Annotated in this window: 17 protein-coding genes; 11 read left to right on the top strand and 6 right to left on the bottom strand. The window is 70.9% G+C overall.

The genetic code is table 11. From position 1 onward, the window contains the following. The first annotated feature begins 82 nt into the window (after positions 1 to 82). The gene (gene fen, locus HZS54_RS00825) at positions 83 to 1,063 is read left to right on the top strand and encodes a flap endonuclease-1 (protein WP_179920086.1); all 981 of its coding nucleotides are present in this window, start codon (positions 83 to 85) and stop codon (positions 1,061 to 1,063) included. Positions 1,064 to 1,288: 225 nt separating this feature from the next. Then, positions 1,289 to 2,548 carry a DUF7282 domain-containing protein gene (locus HZS54_RS00820; RefSeq protein ID WP_179920085.1) on the top strand — a complete coding sequence of 420 codons (1,260 nt, stop codon included), beginning with the start codon at positions 1,289 to 1,291 and terminating at the stop codon, positions 2,546 to 2,548. A gap of 28 nt (positions 2,549 to 2,576) precedes the next feature. Here HZS54_RS00820 and HZS54_RS00815 read toward each other — a convergent pair whose 3' ends face one another. Then, complete coding sequence (locus HZS54_RS00815; RefSeq protein ID WP_179920084.1) at positions 2,577 to 3,335, bottom strand: hypothetical protein; 759 nt, start codon at positions 3,333 to 3,335, stop codon at positions 2,577 to 2,579. A gap of 71 nt (positions 3,336 to 3,406) precedes the next feature. Here HZS54_RS00815 and HZS54_RS00810 point away from each other — a divergent pair, with 71 nt between their 5' ends. Next, positions 3,407 to 4,819, top strand: a complete 1,413-nt coding sequence (locus HZS54_RS00810; protein WP_179920083.1) for a class II fumarate hydratase — start codon at positions 3,407 to 3,409, stop codon at positions 4,817 to 4,819. On the opposite strand, the gene HZS54_RS00805 is transcribed toward HZS54_RS00810, so the two are convergent. Beyond that, positions 4,797 to 5,678 carry a DUF7537 family lipoprotein gene (locus HZS54_RS00805; RefSeq protein WP_179920082.1) on the bottom strand — a complete coding sequence of 294 codons (882 nt, stop codon included), beginning with the start codon at positions 5,676 to 5,678 and terminating at the stop codon, positions 4,797 to 4,799. The two genes, HZS54_RS00810 and HZS54_RS00805, sit on opposite strands and share 23 nt — an antisense overlap. A 115-nt stretch (positions 5,679 to 5,793) precedes the next feature. Further along, a complete protein-coding gene (locus tag HZS54_RS00800; RefSeq protein WP_179920081.1) occupies positions 5,794 to 5,991 on the bottom strand; it encodes a hypothetical protein in 198 nt (65 codons plus the stop codon). A 174-nt stretch (positions 5,992 to 6,165) separates the two neighbouring features. Here HZS54_RS00800 and gatE point away from each other — a divergent pair, with 174 nt between their 5' ends. Genes gatE through HZS54_RS00785 form a run of 3 tightly spaced genes read left to right on the top strand, consistent with a single transcriptional unit; the run spans position 6,166 to position 9,477 of the window. Further along, positions 6,166 to 8,043: a Glu-tRNA(Gln) amidotransferase subunit GatE gene (gatE, locus tag HZS54_RS00795; RefSeq protein ID WP_179920080.1), complete on the top strand. Its 1,878-nt coding sequence runs from the start codon at positions 6,166 to 6,168 to the stop codon at positions 8,041 to 8,043. Position 8,044: 1 nt separating this feature from the next. After that, entirely contained in the window at positions 8,045 to 9,046 is a 1,002-nt protein-coding gene (locus HZS54_RS00790; protein WP_179920079.1) for a hypothetical protein, read from the top strand. Further along, entirely contained in the window at positions 9,043 to 9,477 is a 435-nt protein-coding gene (locus HZS54_RS00785) for a hypothetical protein (protein ID WP_179920078.1), read from the top strand. The genes HZS54_RS00790 and HZS54_RS00785 overlap by 4 nt, the downstream gene beginning before the upstream one ends. A gap of 41 nt (positions 9,478 to 9,518) precedes the next feature. Here the strand turns inward: HZS54_RS00785 and HZS54_RS00780 are convergent, their stop codons facing one another. Together HZS54_RS00780 and HZS54_RS00775 are read right to left on the bottom strand one after the other, a co-directional pair. Continuing rightward, entirely contained in the window at positions 9,519 to 10,280 is a 762-nt protein-coding gene (locus tag HZS54_RS00780; RefSeq protein ID WP_179920077.1) for an RNA methyltransferase, read from the bottom strand. Further along, positions 10,280 to 10,807 carry a DUF8114 family protein gene (locus tag HZS54_RS00775; protein ID WP_179920076.1) on the bottom strand — a complete coding sequence of 176 codons (528 nt, stop codon included), beginning with the start codon at positions 10,805 to 10,807 and terminating at the stop codon, positions 10,280 to 10,282. Before HZS54_RS00775 ends, HZS54_RS00780 begins: the two co-directional genes overlap by 1 nt. A gap of 120 nt (positions 10,808 to 10,927) precedes the next feature. Between HZS54_RS00775 and HZS54_RS00770 the strand changes: the two genes are divergently transcribed. The 5 genes from HZS54_RS00770 (at position 10,928) to HZS54_RS00750 (ending at position 16,033) form a co-directional block, all read left to right on the top strand. Next, a complete protein-coding gene (locus HZS54_RS00770; RefSeq protein ID WP_179920075.1) occupies positions 10,928 to 11,236 on the top strand; it encodes a hypothetical protein in 309 nt (102 codons plus the stop codon). Positions 11,237 to 11,284: 48 nt separating this feature from the next. Beyond that, positions 11,285 to 12,478 carry a dihydropteroate synthase gene (gene folP / locus HZS54_RS00765; RefSeq protein ID WP_179920074.1) on the top strand — a complete coding sequence of 398 codons (1,194 nt, stop codon included), beginning with the start codon at positions 11,285 to 11,287 and terminating at the stop codon, positions 12,476 to 12,478. A 126-nt stretch (positions 12,479 to 12,604) separates the two neighbouring features. After that, on the top strand, positions 12,605 to 13,366 hold the full coding sequence (locus HZS54_RS00760) for a 6-hydroxymethylpterin diphosphokinase MptE-like protein (protein WP_179920073.1): 762 nt from the start codon (positions 12,605 to 12,607) through the stop codon (positions 13,364 to 13,366). A 103-nt stretch (positions 13,367 to 13,469) separates the two neighbouring features. After that, positions 13,470 to 14,567, top strand: coding sequence for a phosphotransferase family protein (locus HZS54_RS00755; RefSeq protein WP_246391744.1), 1,098 nt, complete (start codon positions 13,470 to 13,472; stop codon positions 14,565 to 14,567). A gap of 80 nt (positions 14,568 to 14,647) precedes the next feature. After that, the gene (locus HZS54_RS00750; protein ID WP_179920072.1) at positions 14,648 to 16,033 is read left to right on the top strand and encodes an FAD-binding oxidoreductase; all 1,386 of its coding nucleotides are present in this window, start codon (positions 14,648 to 14,650) and stop codon (positions 16,031 to 16,033) included. Positions 16,034 to 16,049: 16 nt separating this feature from the next. Here the strand turns inward: HZS54_RS00750 and HZS54_RS00745 are convergent, their stop codons facing one another. Next, complete coding sequence (locus HZS54_RS00745; RefSeq protein ID WP_179920071.1) at positions 16,050 to 17,066, bottom strand: TIGR04024 family LLM class F420-dependent oxidoreductase; 1,017 nt, start codon at positions 17,064 to 17,066, stop codon at positions 16,050 to 16,052. Positions 17,067 to 17,081 lie beyond the last annotated feature (15 nt).

Below are 17,081 nucleotides of genomic sequence, written 5' to 3'. Positions count from 1 at the left end.
TAAACAGCTGATCGGTTCTCGCGCGGTCACGACGCCGTGCGGGTCGGGGGATTCAAATCGGGGCTGGACCTATCGGGCGGTGATGGGAAACGCAGACCTCCGGGATCTGGCCGCCATCGACGAGGTGCCGTTCGACGACCTGTCGGGGTCGGTCGTCGCCGTCGACGCGCACAACTGGCTCTACCGGTACCTGACGACGACCGTCCGCTGGACGAACGACTCGATATACACGACCGCCGACGGCGAGGAGGTCGCCAACCTCGTCGGCGTCGTCCAGGGGCTCCCGAAGTTCTTCGAGCACGACATCACCCCCGTCTTCGTCTTCGACGGGAGCGTCGTCGACCTCAAAGACGACGAAGTCGCCCAGCGCCGGGAGGACCGCGAGAAGCGGGAAGAGCGGCTGGAGGAGGCCCGCGAGGCCGGCGACGAACTCGCCGTCGCGCGGCTGGACTCCCAGACCCAGCGGCTCACCGACACGATCCTCTCGACCACTCGCGAGGCCCTCGAACTGCTCGACGTGCCCGTGATCGAGGCGCCCGCCGAGGGCGAGGCCCAGGCGACGCACATGGCCCGCGAGGGCGCGGTCGACTACGTCGGCACGGAGGACTACGACGCGCTCCTGCTGGGGGCGCCGCTGACGCTGCGCCAGCTCACCAGCAAGGGCGACCCGGAGCTGATGGACTTCGAGGCCACGCTCGACGAGCACGACATCACCTGGGAGCAGCTGGTCGACGCCGCGATCCTGATGGGCACCGACTTCAACGAGGGGATCTCGGGCTACGGGCCCAAGACCGCCGTGAAGGCGGTCCGCGAGCACGGCGACATCTGGACGGTTTTCGAGGCCGAGGACGTGTACGTCGATAACGCCGACCGCATCCGCGACCTGTTTCTGGAGCCCGCCGTCACCGACGACTACGAGTTCGACCGCGAGATCGAGCCCGACCTCGAAGCGGCGCGAGCCTTCGTCTGCGAGGAGTGGGAGGTCGCCGAGAGCGAGGTCGAGCGCGGTTTCGAGCGCATCGAGCAGTCGGTCGTCCAGACCGGCCTCGACCGCTGGACCTGACCCCGGGCGTCGACCGTCGAGGTCGCGCCGTTCCCCGCGCCGTCGCTCCGCTCGCACCGCCGGCACGCGCACGCAAGGTCGACGACCCGGAAAGCCGCCGTTACCCGTCGGATACCGGCCTTACTCGGAGTAGCCGACGCTACCGAGCGCTACCCCGAGGTTACCGAGAAAACGGTTTCCCGGCTTTATCCACGGAACTTCCTAACGGTCGGTGGAGTCACACCGATGACAGACGAACCCACAGACCGATCAGCGACGGGTGAACCGAGCCGACGAACCTTCCTCAAGAGCGGCGCGCTGGCGACCGGCGCGCTCGCCGTCGGAACCGGGGCGGTCGTCTCCGGACAGAGCGGCGACGACGGAGACGACGGCGGCGACGGAGAGGACACGCAGGACGCGAGCGGGCAGTTCGCGTCCGTCCAGTTCGCCAACCAGTCCTCCGACGGGACGACCGTCACGGTCGACGAGGCGACGCTCTCCGACCCCGGCTACGTCACCTTCCACGACGTGAGCCTCTTCCAGGGGGAGGTGACCGGCAGCGTCGTCGGCGTCTCCGAGTACCTCGACGCGGGCGTCACCTACGGGACAGACGCGACGCTGTTCGACGTGCCCGGCGCCGACTTCGAGACAGAGAGCCTCACTGGGACCGGCGCGCTCGTCGCGATGCCCCATCGCGAGACCGGCGACGACGAGACCTACGACTTCGTATCGAGCGACGGCGAGGAGGACGGCCCGTTCGCGGAGGGAGGCCTCCCCGTCGTCGACCTCGCGTTCGTCGACGCGACCGGTGGCGAGGGGACCGCGACCGAGACGCCCGACGGTACGGGAACCGCCACGGAGACGCCCGACGGCACCGCGACCGACACGCCAGACGGGACCGGAACCGCGACCGACACGCCCGACGGCACCGCGACCGACACCGACGCGGCGAGCGGCGACGAAGCCGCTCCGTTCGCGACCGTGGACTTCGAGAATCAGACGCTCTCGGGCGACGCCGTGACCGTCGGGGAGACGGTGCTCTCGGAGGGCGGGTTCGTCGCGCTCCACGACGCGCGACTGCTCACCGGCGAGGTGTTCGCGAGCGTCGTCGGCGTCTCGGAGTACCTCGACCCCGGCCGCCACCGCGAGGTCGAAGTCACGCTCGACGACCCGGACGCGGTCACCGAGGTCCCCTTCCCGCCCGCGCCCACGAAGCCGCTGATCCCGATGCCTCACCTGGACACCGACGACGACGACTCCTACGACTTCGTCACCAGCGAGGGCGCCGACGACGGTCCCTACACCGCCGAGGGCCAGGCCGTCGTCGACCTCGGGTTCGTGACCCCCGAGAGCGAGGGCACCGACACCGCCACGGGGACGCCCGAGGGGACGGAGACGGCGACCGAGACCGGGGCGCCGGACGGGACCCCCACGGAGACGGCCACCGACACGGAGACGGCGACAGGGACGGAGACGGCGACCGAGACCGGGACCGACCCGTCGTAGGGCTCTGCCGGTCGCGGTCGGACGCGAGTCACCCCGGACAGCCCGTCCCCCACGTCCGCTCGTCGGGGATCACCGGCACGTCGACCGACAGGTCGGAATCGTAGTCGTCGAACCGCATGTCGACGGTCGCGCTGGCCGAGTTGCCGCCCTGGCTCACCTCGAACCGGACCGCCGACCGCAGCGGGCGGCTCGTCTCGGGGTCGAGCCAGACGCGGACCGTGGCGTTCTCGACGCTCGGGCCGCCCAGCAGCGAGCGGTCGCGCCGTTCCTGGTACTTCGTGAGCGCCTCCGTCGTCGGCCGACCGACGAGCAGGACCGCCTCCCGACCGTCGAGCGTGCGGGTGCCGTTGTAGTAGATCGATCCGGACTCCAGCAGCGCGAGCTGGCGTGCTGCCGGCGTCGCCGTCGTCCAGTCGTCGGTCGTCACGTTCTCGACGCCCCACATGTCCATCCCCATCGGGCCGCCACACTCCCGGTAGGCCGTCCGGTTCGTGACGTACGACTCGAAGGTTTCGCCGTCACGGACGCTCGTCGAGTGGATCCGGCGCTCGGCGGCGTCAACGGTGCCGTTCATGCCTATCTCGACGCGCTCGGTCTCGCCGTCGGCGGTCGCGACGACGCGCAGGTCGCCGTCGAAGCGGTAGCCGTCGGTCGCGTTGACGGCGTCGCGGGCGTCGGCGAGCGTCTCGACGGCGCGCTCCTGGCGGGTGTGGTCCGGACCGAGCGCGGAACAGCCGGCGAGGACGAGGCAGGCGGCGATCGTGAGGTGGAGGGCGATCCGATCCATGCCCGGGCGGTGGACCGCGGGCGGCAAGTGTCTTCGGTGGCTTTTACGCCTCTCGCCGCGACGCCCCGAGTATGTCAGACGACGAGTTCCGCACGGAGGAGGACAGTCTCGGCGAGATGCAGGTTCTCGCGGACGCCTACTGGGGCGCCCAGACCCAGCGCGCCGTCGAGAACTTCCCGATCAGCGAGGAGACGTTCGGGCGCCGGTTCGTCCGCGCGCTCGGCGTCGTCAAGAAGTCCGCCGCGCTGGCCAACGACGATCTGGACCTCGTCGAGTCGGAGAAGGTCGAGGCCATCGTCGAGGCGGCCGACGAGGTCATCGCCGGCGAGCACGACGACCAGTTCCCCGTCGACGTGTTCCAGACCGGCTCGGGCACCTCCTCGAACATGAACGCCAACGAGGTCATCGCCAACCGCGCCAGCGAGATCTACGGCGCTGAAATCGGCTCTCGTACCATTCACCCCAACGACCACGTCAACTACGGCCAGTCGTCCAACGACGTGATCCCGACCGCGATGCACGTCGCGAGCCTCGAAGCCGTCGAGAAGGACGTGCTCCCGGCGCTGGAGACGCTCGCCGACGCGCTCGGCGAGAAGGAAGACGAGTTCGACGACGTGGTCAAGACCGGCCGCACCCACCTCCAGGACGCCACCCCCATCACGCTCGGCCAGGAGTTCTCGGGCTACCGCACCCAGATCGAGAAGGGCATCGAGCGCGTCGAGAACACCCGTTCGCACCTCTCGGAGCTGGCGCTCGGCGGCACCGCCGTCGGGACGGGCCTGAACACCCACCCCGAGTTCCCCGCGAAGGCGGCCGAGTACATCAGCGAGGAGACGGGCGTCGAGTTCCGCGAAGCGGACAACCACTTCGAGGCCCAGGCAGCCCACGACGCGATGAGCGAGGCCCACGGCGCCTTGCGGACCGTCGCCGGGAGCCTCAACAAGATCGCCAACGACCTGCGCCTGCTCGCCTCCGGCCCGCGCAACGGCCTCGGCGAGATCGACCAGCCCGAGAACCAGCCCGGCTCCTCGATCATGCCCGGGAAGATCAACCCGGTCGTGGCCGAGGCGGTCAACCAGGTCCACAAGCAGGTCGTCGGCAACGACGCCGCCGTCTCCGCGGGCGCCGCGGAGGGCCAGATCGACCTCAACCTCTACAAGCCGATCCTGGCGAACAACTTCCTGCAGTCGGCGCGGCTGATCGCCAACGGCAGCGAGACCTTCGCCGAGAAGTTCGTCGCGAAGCTCGAAGCCGACCGGGAGCACTGCGAGGAGCGCGTCCAGCAGTCGATGGCGCTGGCGACCGCGCTGAACCCCGCCATCGGCTACGACAAGGCCAGCAAGGTCGCCAAGCAGGCGATGGCCGAGGGCAAGACGATCAAGGAGGTCGTCGTCGCCGAGGGGTACCTCAGCGAGGAGGAGGCCGAGGAAGTGCTCGACCCGGCGAAGATGACCGAGCGGGTCATCCTGGGCGACGAGGAGTAGCGAGACGGGCGGTCGCTGCGGAGCGGTTCCCCTCGCCGAGCGCGGCCCGCGCCTCGGAAAGCCAGTCTGGCGGCGAGACGGTGACCGACCCCACCTGTCGGTAGGCGAACTCGTACTCGATGCGGGTCGGCGTCCCGCGGCGTTCGGTGGTGTAGGTCACCGAGAGCCGGCGGACGAACCCCTCGGGCGTGACGACGGCGCCGACGGAGTAGTTTCCGGCGTACTCGCCGTCGACGACGCCGCCGCCGCGGCTCTCGACCCAGTAGCGCCGCTGGCCGTCGGTCCGCCCGACCGAGACCGAGACGTTCCGGAGCGACAGGTACGACTGGACCCGGTTGGCGGCGACGAGCGCGACGATCTGGCTGTCGTTGGTCGCGGGCCGGGCGCGATAGAGCGGCCCGTCCACGTCCTGCTCGCGGACGTACCGGGTGTCGCCGTCGGAGTACCGGTCGAGCGCGGGCTGGTACCCGAGAGTGAGACCGGTCCAGACGACCCGCCGGGAGCGGCTCCAGCGGTAGGTGTCGCCGTCTTCGAGCCGCACGGTTCGCGTGCGGTTGCGCGCTTCGGTCCAGTTGCCGTCGCCGGTCGCGGTCAGCGTCCGCCGGCGCTCGGCCCAGACGTACGAGCGGCCCGTGACTTCCCGGACGTGCGCGGACGCGAGCGCGCTCGGGCTGACGGTCCCACCCGTCGTCACGCCGGGCGGGAGCGGCGAGGGCGCGGCCGTGTCGGTCGGCGCGGTCGTCGGCACCGGCGCTGGCGTCAGCGTCTCGGCCGGCCCCTCGGGTTCGCCGCCGTCGGCGACGATGGAGCAGCCAGCCAGCACGACGAGGCCGACGACGACCAGCGCGCGCCCGTCCATGGCCGCGGGTACGGCCCGGACCGGCAAAACACCTCGGCGCGGTCGCCGCCGGCCGCAGCTCTCGCCCGTAGCGGGCCACAGTCCGACGGTTCCAGCGGTCGTCCCCTTCGATCGGCTACGCGAACTCCCACCCGAAGTACCGATAGACTGGGTACATTGCCGAGAATTGACAGATGATGATCAGATTGAAGAATATCATGATCTGCGGGAACTCGGCGGGAAGTCCCAGCACCACGTAGATGCTGTACGCGGTCAGTATCCCCCACACCGAGGCGACGAGCGTGGTCAGCCGCTTTTTGATCGACTCCGACATCGTCCCGATACGCCGAAGTGATCCTGAACGCACAAATCTCTTCTGTTGACTCGTCCGAAACGCCATCGCGGGCCGCGCGTCCTGAACACGTGCATCCGGGGCGATTCGATCCCTCGACCCCGCCGAGCCGCCGAGACGGAGTCCTTTTTGTCCACCCGGTCACACACACGCCCAATGAGCGACGCCGACTACGACTACGAGGACCTGGGGCTGGTGGCGGGGCTGGAGATCCACCAGCAACTGGACACGGAATCGAAGTTGTTCTGCCCGTGTCCGACGGAGCTCCGCGAACCCGAGGAGGCCGGTCGGACCTTCACCCGCTATCTCCATCCGACCAAGAGCGAACTCGGCGAGATCGACGAGGCCGCCCTGGAGGAGAGCATGGTCGACCGCGAGTTCGAGTACCTCTCCTACGACACCACCTGTCTCGTCGAGGAGGACGACGAGCCGCCCCACCGCGTCGACCGCGAGGCGATGGACGTGACCATGGAGATCGCCCAGCTGCTCGACGCCAGCGTCGTCGACCAGGTCCACGTCATGCGGAAGATCGTCGTCGACGGGTCGAACACGACCGGGTTCCAGCGGACGATGCGCGTCGCCGGCGAGGGCGCTATTCGTACCGACGAGGGACAGGTCGGGATCGAGGACCTGATGCTCGAAGAGGAGTCCGCCCAGCGCGTCGAGGAGACGGATTCGGGCGTGCGGTTCTCGCTCGACCGCCTGGGCATCCCGCTCGTGGAGATCGGGACGAAGCCGGACATCCGCTCGCCGGAGCAGGCCCGCGACGCCGCCGAGCGCATCGGGATGCTGCTGCGCTCGACGGGGCAGGTCAAGCGCGGGCTGGGGACCATCCGCCAGGACGTGAACGTCTCCATCGCCGACGGCGCCCGCGTCGAGATCAAGGGCGTCCAGAGCCTCGACGACATCGACGACATCGTCCGCAACGAGGTCCGCCGGCAGGTCGAACTGCTGGACATCGCGGAGGAGCTCGGTGAGCGCCAGGCGTACAGAGGCAAGACCGAGGACGTCACAGAGGTCTTCGAAGACACCGACTCGGGGGTCATCCGGGGGGCGCTCGACGACGGCGGGACGGTGATGGCCGTCGCGCTCCACGGCTTCGACGGACTGGTCGGTCGTGAGATCCAGCCCGACCGCCGACTCGGGACGGAGTTCTCGGACCACGCCAAGCGCCACGGCGCCGGCGGCATCTTCCACACCGACGAACTCCCCGCGTACGGGATCACCGAGGCCGAAGTCGAGTCGCTCCGGGAGGCCGTGGACGCGACTGACCCGGAGGATGCGGTCGCGCTGGTCGCCGACGACCCCGAGACGGCCCAGATGGCCATCGAAGCGGTCGGAGAGCGGGCGATGGACGCCCTCGACCGCGTCCCAGAGGAGACGCGCGACGCGACCGAGGAGGGGACGACCCGCTACCTGCGGCCGCTGCCGGGCGCGGCGCGGATGTACCCCGAGACGGACGTGCCGCCGGTCGAACCCGACCCCAGCGAGGTCGACCGGCCGGAACTCCTGACCGAGAAGGTCGAGCGCTACGGGGCCGAGTACGACCTGGATTCGGGGCTGGCCGAGCAGGTCGCCTACGGCGAGTACATGCCGCTGTTCGAGCGAGTCGTCGGCGACGGCGTCGACCCGACGCTGGCGGCGACGACGTTCGAGTCGACGCTGACGGAACTGCGCCGCGACGACGTGGTCGTCGAGAACCTGACCGACGACCACCTCGCCGACGCGCTCGCGCTGGTCGACGGCGGCGAGGTGCCCCAGGAGGGCCTGGACGACCTGCTGCGGGCGCTGGCGGCCGACCCCGATCTGACGGCCGAGGAGGCCGTCGAGCGGGAGGACCTGGGCGGCGTCGGCGACGAGGAGGTGCGCGAGGCGGTCGTGCGCGTCGTCGAGCGCAACGCCGAGCAGGTCGAGGAAGAGGGGATGGGCGCGTTCTCGGGCCTGATGGGCGAGTGCATGGGCGAACTGCGCGGGAAGGCCGACGGCGACACGGTCAGTAGCGTCCTCCGCGAGGAGATCCAGGAGCGAGCGTAACATGGAGGCGACCCGCCGCCGCGGGCTGGCCGCACTCGTCGCGACGCTGGCGCTGGCGGCGGCCACGCTAGCACTGGCGTCGGTGCCGCCGCGGCCGCTCCGGAGCGTCGTGACGCTCGTCGGCTCGCTGGGGCTGCGGGTCGCGACCGACTGGCTTGCCGTCGTCGCGCTGCTCGCGCTGGCCGAGCGCGTCGCCACCGGCGACGGGTCGGTGACGCGGGCGAGCGTCCGCCGGCTGACCCTCGCGGTGTTCGTCGGCGCGGCCGCCATCGAGGCGTCGCCGCTCGCGCGGCTCGTCGTCGAGCCCGACCCCGTCGCGACGGCGGTGCTCGCGGAGGGGGCCGCCGAGGCGCTCCAGAGCGGGCTGTTCGCGGCCGGGCTCGTCGCCGCGACCGCGGCGGGCGGCGCGGCGCTCCGCGAGGCGCTCGGCGACGACGCCCGGGCGGGGCTGCCGATGGCGCCGAGCGAGCGCCGGCTCCCGCGGGTCGGACCGCGAGCGGTGGTCCGGGTCGCGCGGGTGCTGGGCGTCGTCGCCGCGCTGTGGCTCGGCGTCGAACTCGCGACGCAGTTGGCGCTGGGCGTCCCGTACTTCTGGCTTGCGGCCGCCGCCGCGGTCGTCGCGGCGCTGGGCGGCGCCGTCGACTACGGCGTCCTGGCCGTCGCGTTCCTCGTCCTCGCCGTCGACGGGGCGGACGCCCGGACGGTCGTCGGCGGGACGGCCGTCGTCTGGCTGGTCCTCGTCGTCGGCGGCATCGCGGTCGCGGTCCTGAGCGCGGGGCTCGGCGTGGCGCTCGTCGGCGCGACGGCGACGCCGATGGGCGCCGTCGAGGCCGCCGGGATGGGCCTGTGGCCCGCGCCGGACTCGTGGACGCAACTGCTCGCGACCGGCGCCTTCCTCGCCGGCGCGGCCGGGTTCTGGGTCGTCCAGCGGACCGTCGCCGAGTACGAGTCCGGCGCTCGCGGGCGCGACGCGCCGGTCGACGACTCCCGCTCGGCGCGATGAAATCGGCCAGCCACGCCGCGATCTCGCTCGTCGTCGCCACCGGCGCGCTCGCCCTCACCGCGCCCCCGATCCCAGCGTGGGCGGTCGTCGCCGTCGCGCTCGTCGTCGGCGTCGGCGTCGACTTCGACCACTTCCTGCTGGCGTGGTACAACACCGGGAGCCTGGACCCGGTCCGTCGCTGTCTCCGCGACCCGCGGATCGTCCTCGTCGCACAGGACGAGATATTCGACGTGGGGTCGGTCGGCGCGCTGAACCGACTGCTGAGCCACGTCGTCATCGGCGGCGTCGCAGTCCCGCTGTTGTGGCTCCGATACCCGTACGTCGACGGACTGGTCGCCGCCGCGCTGTACGCCCACGTCCTGGCCGACCTCGTCTCGACGACGCGGGCGGGCGTCGTAGTCGAGCGGTCGGCGACCGACCGCGAGCGGTGACCGCTCGCGTCGGCGGTCGCCGACCGCTCTGCGGTACCGGATCAGTCCCGCTCGTCGCCGTCGTCGGCTTCGAGCCGGTCGACTTTCTGACCCGCCCGGCGGAAGACCCCGCGGAGCGTCTTCGCCTCGCGGCCGGTGGGGTGGGCCCGGCCGACGAACCGCCGCCAGAGCCGCCGTGCCTTCGCCCGTTTCTCCTCGGGGTGGTCGATGGCGTCGAGGAACTCGCCGAACTGCTCGTGCAGGCCCTCGACGGCGCGTTCGTCGGCTCGCTGGTGGTGACTCTCGGGATGCTGGGTCTCGTCGACGGTCAGGTCCCGGAGCTCGTAGAGTACGACGGTCGCGGCCTGGCCGAGGTTGAGGACGGGGTACTCGCCGGAGGCGGGGATCGAACACACCTCGTCGAGGCGGGCGAGCTCCTCGTTGGTGAGCCCGACCCGTTCGCGGCCGAAGACGACGCAGGTGTCGGCGTCGACGCCGCGGAGGCTGTCGGCCAGGTCCGCGGGCGTCCTGAACGGGTAGCGGGTGTGGCTGCGCTCGTCCTCGTTGGTGACGGCGGTACAGCCGACGGTGTGGAAGTTCTCGACCAGGTAGTCGAAGCTCACCTCCCGGGCCTCCGGGAGGATGTCCTCGCGAGCCTGGCCGGCGAATCCGGCGGCCTCGCTCTCCGGGCCGATATCGGGGGGATCGACGAGCAACAGGTCCGAGAGCCCGAAGTTCTTCATCGAGCGGGCGATGGTGCCGACGTTGCCCGAGGTCTCGGCGTCGACGACCGCGACCGAGACGGAGTGGTCCTGCTCGCTCATCAGTCGAAGTCGATGTCCGAGAGGTCCATGTCGAGCGCGTCGAGTTCGTCCTCGTCCATCTCCTCGATCTCCTCCTCGAGCCCGGGCAGTTCCTCGTCGGGGTCGGGCGCCTCGGGCACGTCGTCGGGGTTCTCCTCGACGTGTTCGAGTTCGAACCCCTCCGGGGCGCGGCCGCCGTCGACGAACCACTGGTGGAAGCGGTCTTTCAGGTCGCGCTCGCCGGCGTGGCGTTTGCCGCCCTCCTCCTGGAACCAGTAGACGAACTCGGCCTCGTGGTCGTCACAGAGGAGGACCTCGCCGAGCGCCTCCCCGTAGATGGCCTGTGCGGGGTTGCACCGCTGGATCTCCTCGTCGCCGTGGATCAGGTAACAGCAGTCGCAGGGCTCGCCCATCATCGCCGAGAGGCGGACGATCCGCTCGCGCGTCTCGGCGTCCATGTTCGCCAGCGGACGGATCGTGCCGTCGGCGGCGAACACCGCCTCCTCGTCGAACCGCCAGCCGCGGAGCCCGATCGAGACCTTTCCCATGCCCGGTCGTAGACGGTCGGTCGACAAAAAGCGCCCGTGTTGGGGCCGGCACCCGCCGGGCGCGGTCCGGTCAGCGATTTGACCCGACGATTTATTACGGTGTGGTTCGGACTGTCACACATGGTCAGTTTCGTGGCGGTCATCATGTTCGCGGCGCTGGCGTCGCTGACGCTGGGTCTGGTCGCGTTCGTGGGGTCGGTGGCGCTCGAACGGGCCGCGTCGCTGTCGTCGCGGAAAGAGGCGTCGATGCCGTCGCACTACTCGAGTCTCGTCCACACGACGCCGTCGAAGTTCCCGGGCTACTGCCCGGAGTGCGAGACGAACAACGACCCCGACTACACCGTCTGTCGGAACTGCTCGGCGAAGCTCCCCGACTCGCGCTACGAACGGAGTACGCGGAACGTCAACACCCTCTTCGACGAGCAGTAGCGCGGTCGCATCGCACCGCTTTTGCACCCGTGGTCCTGACCCCCGCGCATGCAGAACGTCGACGCCGCGGGCCTGGGGATCGGGGACGACTATCCGCCGCGGGTCATGGGCGTGCTCAACGTCAGCGAGGAGTCGCCCTACGACCCGAGCGTCTTCGACGACCCCGCCGAGGCCGCGGCGTACGTCGACGACGAGTTGATCGACGAGGGGGCCGACATCGTCGACGTTGGCCTCGAATCGGCGAACAAGAAGTTCGACGTGCTCTCCGCTCGACAGGAACTCGACCGGCTCGACACGGCGGTCGAGACGCTCGAATCCACGTCGGGCGACGCCGTCTGGAGCATCGAGACGCGCTACGCCGAGGTGGCCGAGGCCGCCCTCGACCGGGGGTTCGACATGGTCAACGACATCGCGGGGTTCGCCGACCCCGAGATGCCCGAGGTGTGTCAGGAGTACGACGTGGCCGTCGCGAAGATGGCGAGCCCGCCGGACATCGCGAAGCCGGGGGCCGTGCGGGCGACGCCGTGGGCCGAGCGCAAGTCGGAGTCGTGGGCCGAGTCGGCCGACTACGTCGACCAGGTGTACGAGGCGCTGAAACAGAACGGGCTGACGGACAAGACCATCGTCGACCCCGCGTTCGGCCGGTGGTCCGACGAGCAGACCGTCGAAGACGACCGCGAGACGTTCCGCCGGCTGCGGGAGTTCCGCGGGCTCGGCGCCCCGACGCTCGTCTCGATCAACCGCAAGACGTTCCTCAGGTCGCTGGCCGACCGCTCGACGGAGGGGGCGCTGCCGGTCAGCCTCGCCGCCACGTCGATGGCCGTCGAGCGCGGCGCCCACGTGATCCGAACCCACGACGTGAGCGAGACCCGGGACGCCGCCCTCGTCGGCGACGCGTTCGCCCCCGAACGAGGTCGCAGCGCCGACGAGGACGGCGAAATCAGCGCGGAGGAACTCGACGTGACGACGCCGGATGAGGCGGCGCGCCACTTCGAGCGAGCGGGCGTCGAGGTCGACCCCGCGGCGGCGGTCAGCGGGGTCTACGCGGTCCGGGGCCTCGACGAGGCCGCTCGCGAGGCGCTGCGGTCGGCCGCGGCCGCGACGGACTGCCGGTTCGTCGCCGGCGACGAGGAGGGGTTTTTGTGGGGGTCGACCGGCGCGCTGGCCGACCTGGCGACCAGAACCGACGTGCCACGGGCGCTCGCCGGGACGCTGCCGGGCGGCGGCCGGGGTGACAGGTGAGAAAACTTATACCGGATGCGCCAAAACGGGTGGGTGAAGGCCGAAAGGGCACCTGGGTAGGGGTACCTTGTACGTGCCATTTCGGCTAATCCGGTTTATTGGGACGCAACTCGGGTAGTCACGGCTATGGAATTTCACGACTGGGAGCCCGTCTACGACGCGATCCTGGCCGATATGGAGTTCGACCGCGCGGCCGACGAGCGAGCGCGTGACCTGCTGGCCGACCTGGTGAGCGACGGCGAACCCAGGGGTCAGGACGGGGCCGGAAGCGGTGCGCCCGCGTCAGACGCTCCCGGTGACAGCCCGTCGCCGCTCGCGCTCGCGGACATCGACTTCCGCGGCGAGACGATCGCGATAGCCGGCGCGGGACCGTCGCTGGACGCCGACCTCGACCGTATCGAGCGAGCCGACGCGGTCGTCGCGGCCTCCGACGCGGCGACCCGGCTCCGCGAGGCCGGCCTGGCGGTCGACTGCATGGTCACCGACCTCGACGAGGAGGGCGACGTGGCCCGCGAGCTGACCGCAGAGGGCACGCCCGTCGCGGTCCACGCCCACGGCGACAACCGGTCCGCCCTGCGCGAGCGGGTGCCCGAGCTGGCCGTCGCGTCGGTGCTGCCGACGACCCAGGCCGCGCCCGCTGGCCCCGTCCGCAACCCCGGCGGGTTCACCGACGGCGACCGGGCGGCCTTCCTCGCGGACCACTGCGGCGCCGCCGAACTGGTCTTCGCCGGCTGGGACTTTGACGACCCCGACGTAGACCCGCTGAAGGCGCGCAAACTCGTCTGGGCCGAGCGGCTGCTCCGGTGGCTGGAACTGCGCCGCGGCGACCGGTTCGCCGTCCTCGACGGCCGCCGCGCCGGTATCGACGAGTCGGCGCTGCCGGTGTGAGTCGCCGCGAGCGCGGCCGGTCGTCCGCGCCGCGACCCTCGATCCCCGTTCACACTCGGCAGTCGGCCGCAAGCCTTCTGTGGGTCCCCGGAGGAGTGGACCTGTGACCGACGACCCAGTCCCGGCGACCGACCGCGAGGTGTCCGACGAGGTGGTCCGCGGGATGGTCGCCGCGATCCGGCCCGAGTGGGACGTCGAGTCGGTCGAACGGAACCCCTACGGGACGGACTTCGTGGCGACGCTCGCCGTGCGGACGCCCGAGGGCCCGCAGAGCGTCGTCCTGAAGGCGACCACCGCCGACTTCGTCGACCCGCCGATCGCCCGCTCGGAGCCGCGGCTGTTCGAACTCGTCGGCCGCGAGACGAGTATTCCGGTCCCCGAAGTCTTCGGCTACTGCGACGCTCACGAGGCGTTTCCGGCTCCGTTCTATCTGGTTGAGCACGTCGAGGGGGAGAACTTGGAAGACGACCCGGAGTCGCTCCCGCCGACGGCTCGCGAGCGGGTGGTCCGGGCGGCCGGCCGGAACCTCGCGGAGTTACACGAGCTGGGGCCGCTCCCCGCGGTCGGGAGCATCGGCGTCGCCGACGGCAAACTGACGGTGCTGGACACCGACGACCACCCGCGGGCCGAGGACTTCCGCGAGCGACTGCTGGACGACTCCGAGCGGACGCTGGACGCGCTCACCGGGGGCGGCTACTTCCCCGGCCTCGCCGACGACCCCGAGCGGTTCGCCGACCTCGTGGAGCCCGTCCGGGAGCACCTGCGGGACGCGATCCCGGCGCTCCCCGAACCGGACCCGCCGACGTACAACCACTGGGACTACCGCTACGGCAACCTCCTGATCGACCCCGAGAGCGGCGAGACCCGGGCGGTGCTCGACTGGGCGAACCTCTCGGCGGCCGACCCCGCTTATAATCTCGCGAAGGTCGAGTTCCACCTGCTGAAGCCGGTCCGCGACGATCCCGAGCGGACGGCCGTCCTGCGCGAGACGTTCCGGTCGGCCTACGCCGAGGGTCGCGAGGGCTGGACCTTCGACGAGGCGACGCTGGAGCGGATGGCGGTCTACCGGCTGACCGACCGGCTGGACGCGATGGCGTGTCTGCCGCTGTGGTACGAGGACGCCACGCCCGCCGAGCGCGACGAGCGGGCGGCCGAACACCGAGCGTTCCTCGCCGAGCGCGTGCCGGGCATCGACGCCTGAGTCGGACGGACCGGGGCGACGAGGCGGCGAGTCATCCCGACGCCGACGGAGCTAAATCCCGGCGGCCCCGCACCTCGCCCATGACCGACCTCGACTTCCTGCGTGAGGCCGTCGGACCCGACCGGGTTTCGACGGACGAGTACGCCCGCGACGAGCACGCCGGCGACTGGGGCACTCACCCCGAAGACGAGGTCCGCCCCGACGCCGTCGTCTGGCCGACGAGCACTGAGGAAGTCTCCGCGGTTCTCACCGGTGCCCACGAGCGCGGGATCCCCGTCACGCCCTACGCCGCCGGCACTGGCCTGGAGGGCAACGCCGTTCCTGCCCACGAGGGAATAAGCATGGATACGACCCGGATGGACGCGATCCTGGAGGTTCGGCCGGACGACCTGCAGGTCGACGTGGAGCCGGGGGTGCTGGGCAGCGCGGTCGACGAGGCCGCAGGCGAGCACGGGCTGACTTTCCCACCGCTACCGTCGTCGGGCGACATCTCGACGGTCGGTGGGATGATCGCCACCGACGCGAGCGGGATGCAGGCCGTGAAGTACGGCGTCGTCGCCGACTGGGTGCTCGAACTCGAAGCCGTGCTGGCTGACGGGACCGTCGTGACGGCGGGGAGCGGGGCCGTCAAGTCCTCCGCGGGATACAACCTGAAGGACCTGATCGTCGGCAGCGAGGGGACGCTAGCGGTGGTCACGCGGGCGACGCTCCAGCTGGCCGGGCGGCCCCAGCAGATCCGCGGCGGCAGGGCGGTGTTCGAGACGTTCGACGACGCGGCGGGCGCCATCGCCGACGCCGTCCAGTCGGGCGTCGACGTGGCGAAGATCGAGCTGATGGGCGGGTTCGCCGCCGAGGTCGCCAACGAGTACGTCGGCACCGACCTCCCCGACGCGCCGATGGTCTTCGTCGAGTTCCACGCCGACCACGGGATCGACGAGGAGATAGAGTTCTGTCGCACTGTCTTCGCCGACTACGACCCGCTCTCCTTCGAGATCGCCGCCGACGAGGAGATGGCCCGGCTGTGGGAACTGCGCCGCGAGATGGCCTACGCCCTCGACGAGTACCGCGAGAATCTCCGACCGCTGCACCCCGGCGACGTGACGGTCCCGATCGGGTCGTTCCCGGAGATCGTCCGCCGCGCCCGCGCCGAGGCCGAGGAACGCGACCTGCCGATGGCCTGCTACGGTCACGCCGGCGACGGCAACCTCCACTACGAGATCCTCGTCGACCCCGACGACGAGGCGATGGTCGAACGCGGCGAAGCGGCCTACGCGGCGGTCGTCGAGGCGGCCATCGACCTGGGCGGCACCGCGACCGGCGAGCACGGCGTCGGGCTGGGCAAGCGACAGTTCATGGAGCGCGAGCACGGTGCGGAATCGGTCGCGGCGATGCGGTCGGTCAAGGATGCGCTGGACCCCGACGGAATCCTGAATCCGGGAAAGGTCTTCCCGGACGAGTCGGAGTGAGTCGCGCGCGGCCCACTCACTCCGGTGCCAGCGCGCGCATCGTTGCCGAGATCTCGTCGGGCTCGGCGCCGCGCGGGAACGACACCGAGACGGCGTCGACGCCGTCGATGTCCTCCCACTCGGCGTAGCGGTCGCGACACTCGTCGGGCGTCCCCGCGATACCCAGGTCGTCGAGCAGTTCGTCGGAGATCGCGGCCAGCGCGGCCTCCTGATTCTCGTTGGCCCACTCGCTGGCGATCTCGACCGCCTCGTCCTCGTAGCCCTGCCGTTCGAGCGCCTCGCGGTAGAACGTGCCCATGGCCCCGACGTAGAACGCCAGGTGGTTCCGGGCCAGTTCCCGGGCCCGCTCGCGGTCCTCCAGCGCGATACACGGCAGCGAGAGCGTCACGCGCAACTCCCCGGGATCGCGGTCCCCGAGTTCGGCCCCCCGATGGAGGTCGTCCAGCCGGTCGCGCAGCCCCTCCTTCGTGAGCATCAGCGCGTGCCAGCCGTCGGCGAACCGCCCCGCGAGTTCGACCGACTTCGGCCCCATGCCGGCGGCATCGATCCCCGGGACCGTATCCGGCGGATCACAGCGTAGACGCAGCCCCGAGAGCTGGAATACGTCGCCGTCGTACTCGACGGGGTCGCCCGAGAGCACGAGTCGGACGATATCGATGGTCTCGCGGGTTCGCCGCAGTGGGCGGTCGTAGTCGGTGCCGTGCCAGCCCTCGACGACGGCGGGGCCGCTCGGGCCGAGACCCACGCGCAGTCGGCCGTCCGAAACCTCCTGCAGCGTGGCCGCGGTCTGGCCGATCAGCGCCGGGGATCGGGAGTAGACGTTCGCGATGGAGGTGCCGATCCCGATCGCCTCGGTGCGCTCGGCGATCGCCGTCAGCGTCGTCACGGCGTCGCGGCCCCACGTCTCGGGGAGCCAGGCGCGCTCGAAGCCCAGGTCCTCGGCCTCGCGGGCGAACTCGACGAGCGTATCGATAGAGGGCTGGGCGGCGACCGGAAGGAAGACGTCGCGGGTCGGCGCGGCTCCGTCGGTCACCGTCGACCCTCCGCG

This window comes from Halosimplex pelagicum (genome assembly GCF_013415905.1).
Taxonomy (GTDB): domain Archaea; phylum Halobacteriota; class Halobacteria; order Halobacteriales; family Haloarculaceae; genus Halosimplex; species Halosimplex pelagicum.
This window is presented reverse-complemented; position numbering and strand designations above follow the sequence as displayed.

What these genes read in the sequence shown, in the direction of transcription:
- HZS54_RS00750 (WP_179920072.1), top strand. Translation starts at nt 14,648, where the DNA reads ATGACCGACCTCGACTTCCTGCGTGAGGCCGTCGGACCCGACCGGGTT.
- HZS54_RS00815 (WP_179920084.1), bottom strand. Translation starts at nt 3,335, where the DNA reads ATGGATCGGATCGCCCTCCACCTCACGATCGCCGCCTGCCTCGTCCTC.
- HZS54_RS00775 (WP_179920076.1), bottom strand. Translation starts at nt 10,807, where the DNA reads ATGGGAAAGGTCTCGATCGGGCTCCGCGGCTGGCGGTTCGACGAGGAG.
- HZS54_RS00790 (WP_179920079.1), top strand. Translation starts at nt 8,045, where the DNA reads ATGGAGGCGACCCGCCGCCGCGGGCTGGCCGCACTCGTCGCGACGCTG.
- folP (WP_179920074.1), top strand. Translation starts at nt 11,285, where the DNA reads ATGCAGAACGTCGACGCCGCGGGCCTGGGGATCGGGGACGACTATCCG.
- HZS54_RS00820 (WP_179920085.1), top strand. Translation starts at nt 1,289, where the DNA reads ATGACAGACGAACCCACAGACCGATCAGCGACGGGTGAACCGAGCCGA.
- HZS54_RS00760 (WP_179920073.1), top strand. Translation starts at nt 12,605, where the DNA reads ATGGAATTTCACGACTGGGAGCCCGTCTACGACGCGATCCTGGCCGAT.
- fen (WP_179920086.1), top strand. Translation starts at nt 83, where the DNA reads ATGGGAAACGCAGACCTCCGGGATCTGGCCGCCATCGACGAGGTGCCG.
- HZS54_RS00780 (WP_179920077.1), bottom strand. Translation starts at nt 10,280, where the DNA reads ATGAGCGAGCAGGACCACTCCGTCTCGGTCGCGGTCGTCGACGCCGAG.
- HZS54_RS00800 (WP_179920081.1), bottom strand. Translation starts at nt 5,991, where the DNA reads ATGTCGGAGTCGATCAAAAAGCGGCTGACCACGCTCGTCGCCTCGGTG.
- gatE (WP_179920080.1), top strand. Translation starts at nt 6,166, where the DNA reads ATGAGCGACGCCGACTACGACTACGAGGACCTGGGGCTGGTGGCGGGG.
- HZS54_RS00810 (WP_179920083.1), top strand. Translation starts at nt 3,407, where the DNA reads ATGTCAGACGACGAGTTCCGCACGGAGGAGGACAGTCTCGGCGAGATG.
- HZS54_RS00805 (WP_179920082.1), bottom strand. Translation starts at nt 5,678, where the DNA reads ATGGACGGGCGCGCGCTGGTCGTCGTCGGCCTCGTCGTGCTGGCTGGC.
- HZS54_RS00770 (WP_179920075.1), top strand. Translation starts at nt 10,928, where the DNA reads ATGGTCAGTTTCGTGGCGGTCATCATGTTCGCGGCGCTGGCGTCGCTG.
- HZS54_RS00785 (WP_179920078.1), top strand. Translation starts at nt 9,043, where the DNA reads ATGAAATCGGCCAGCCACGCCGCGATCTCGCTCGTCGTCGCCACCGGC.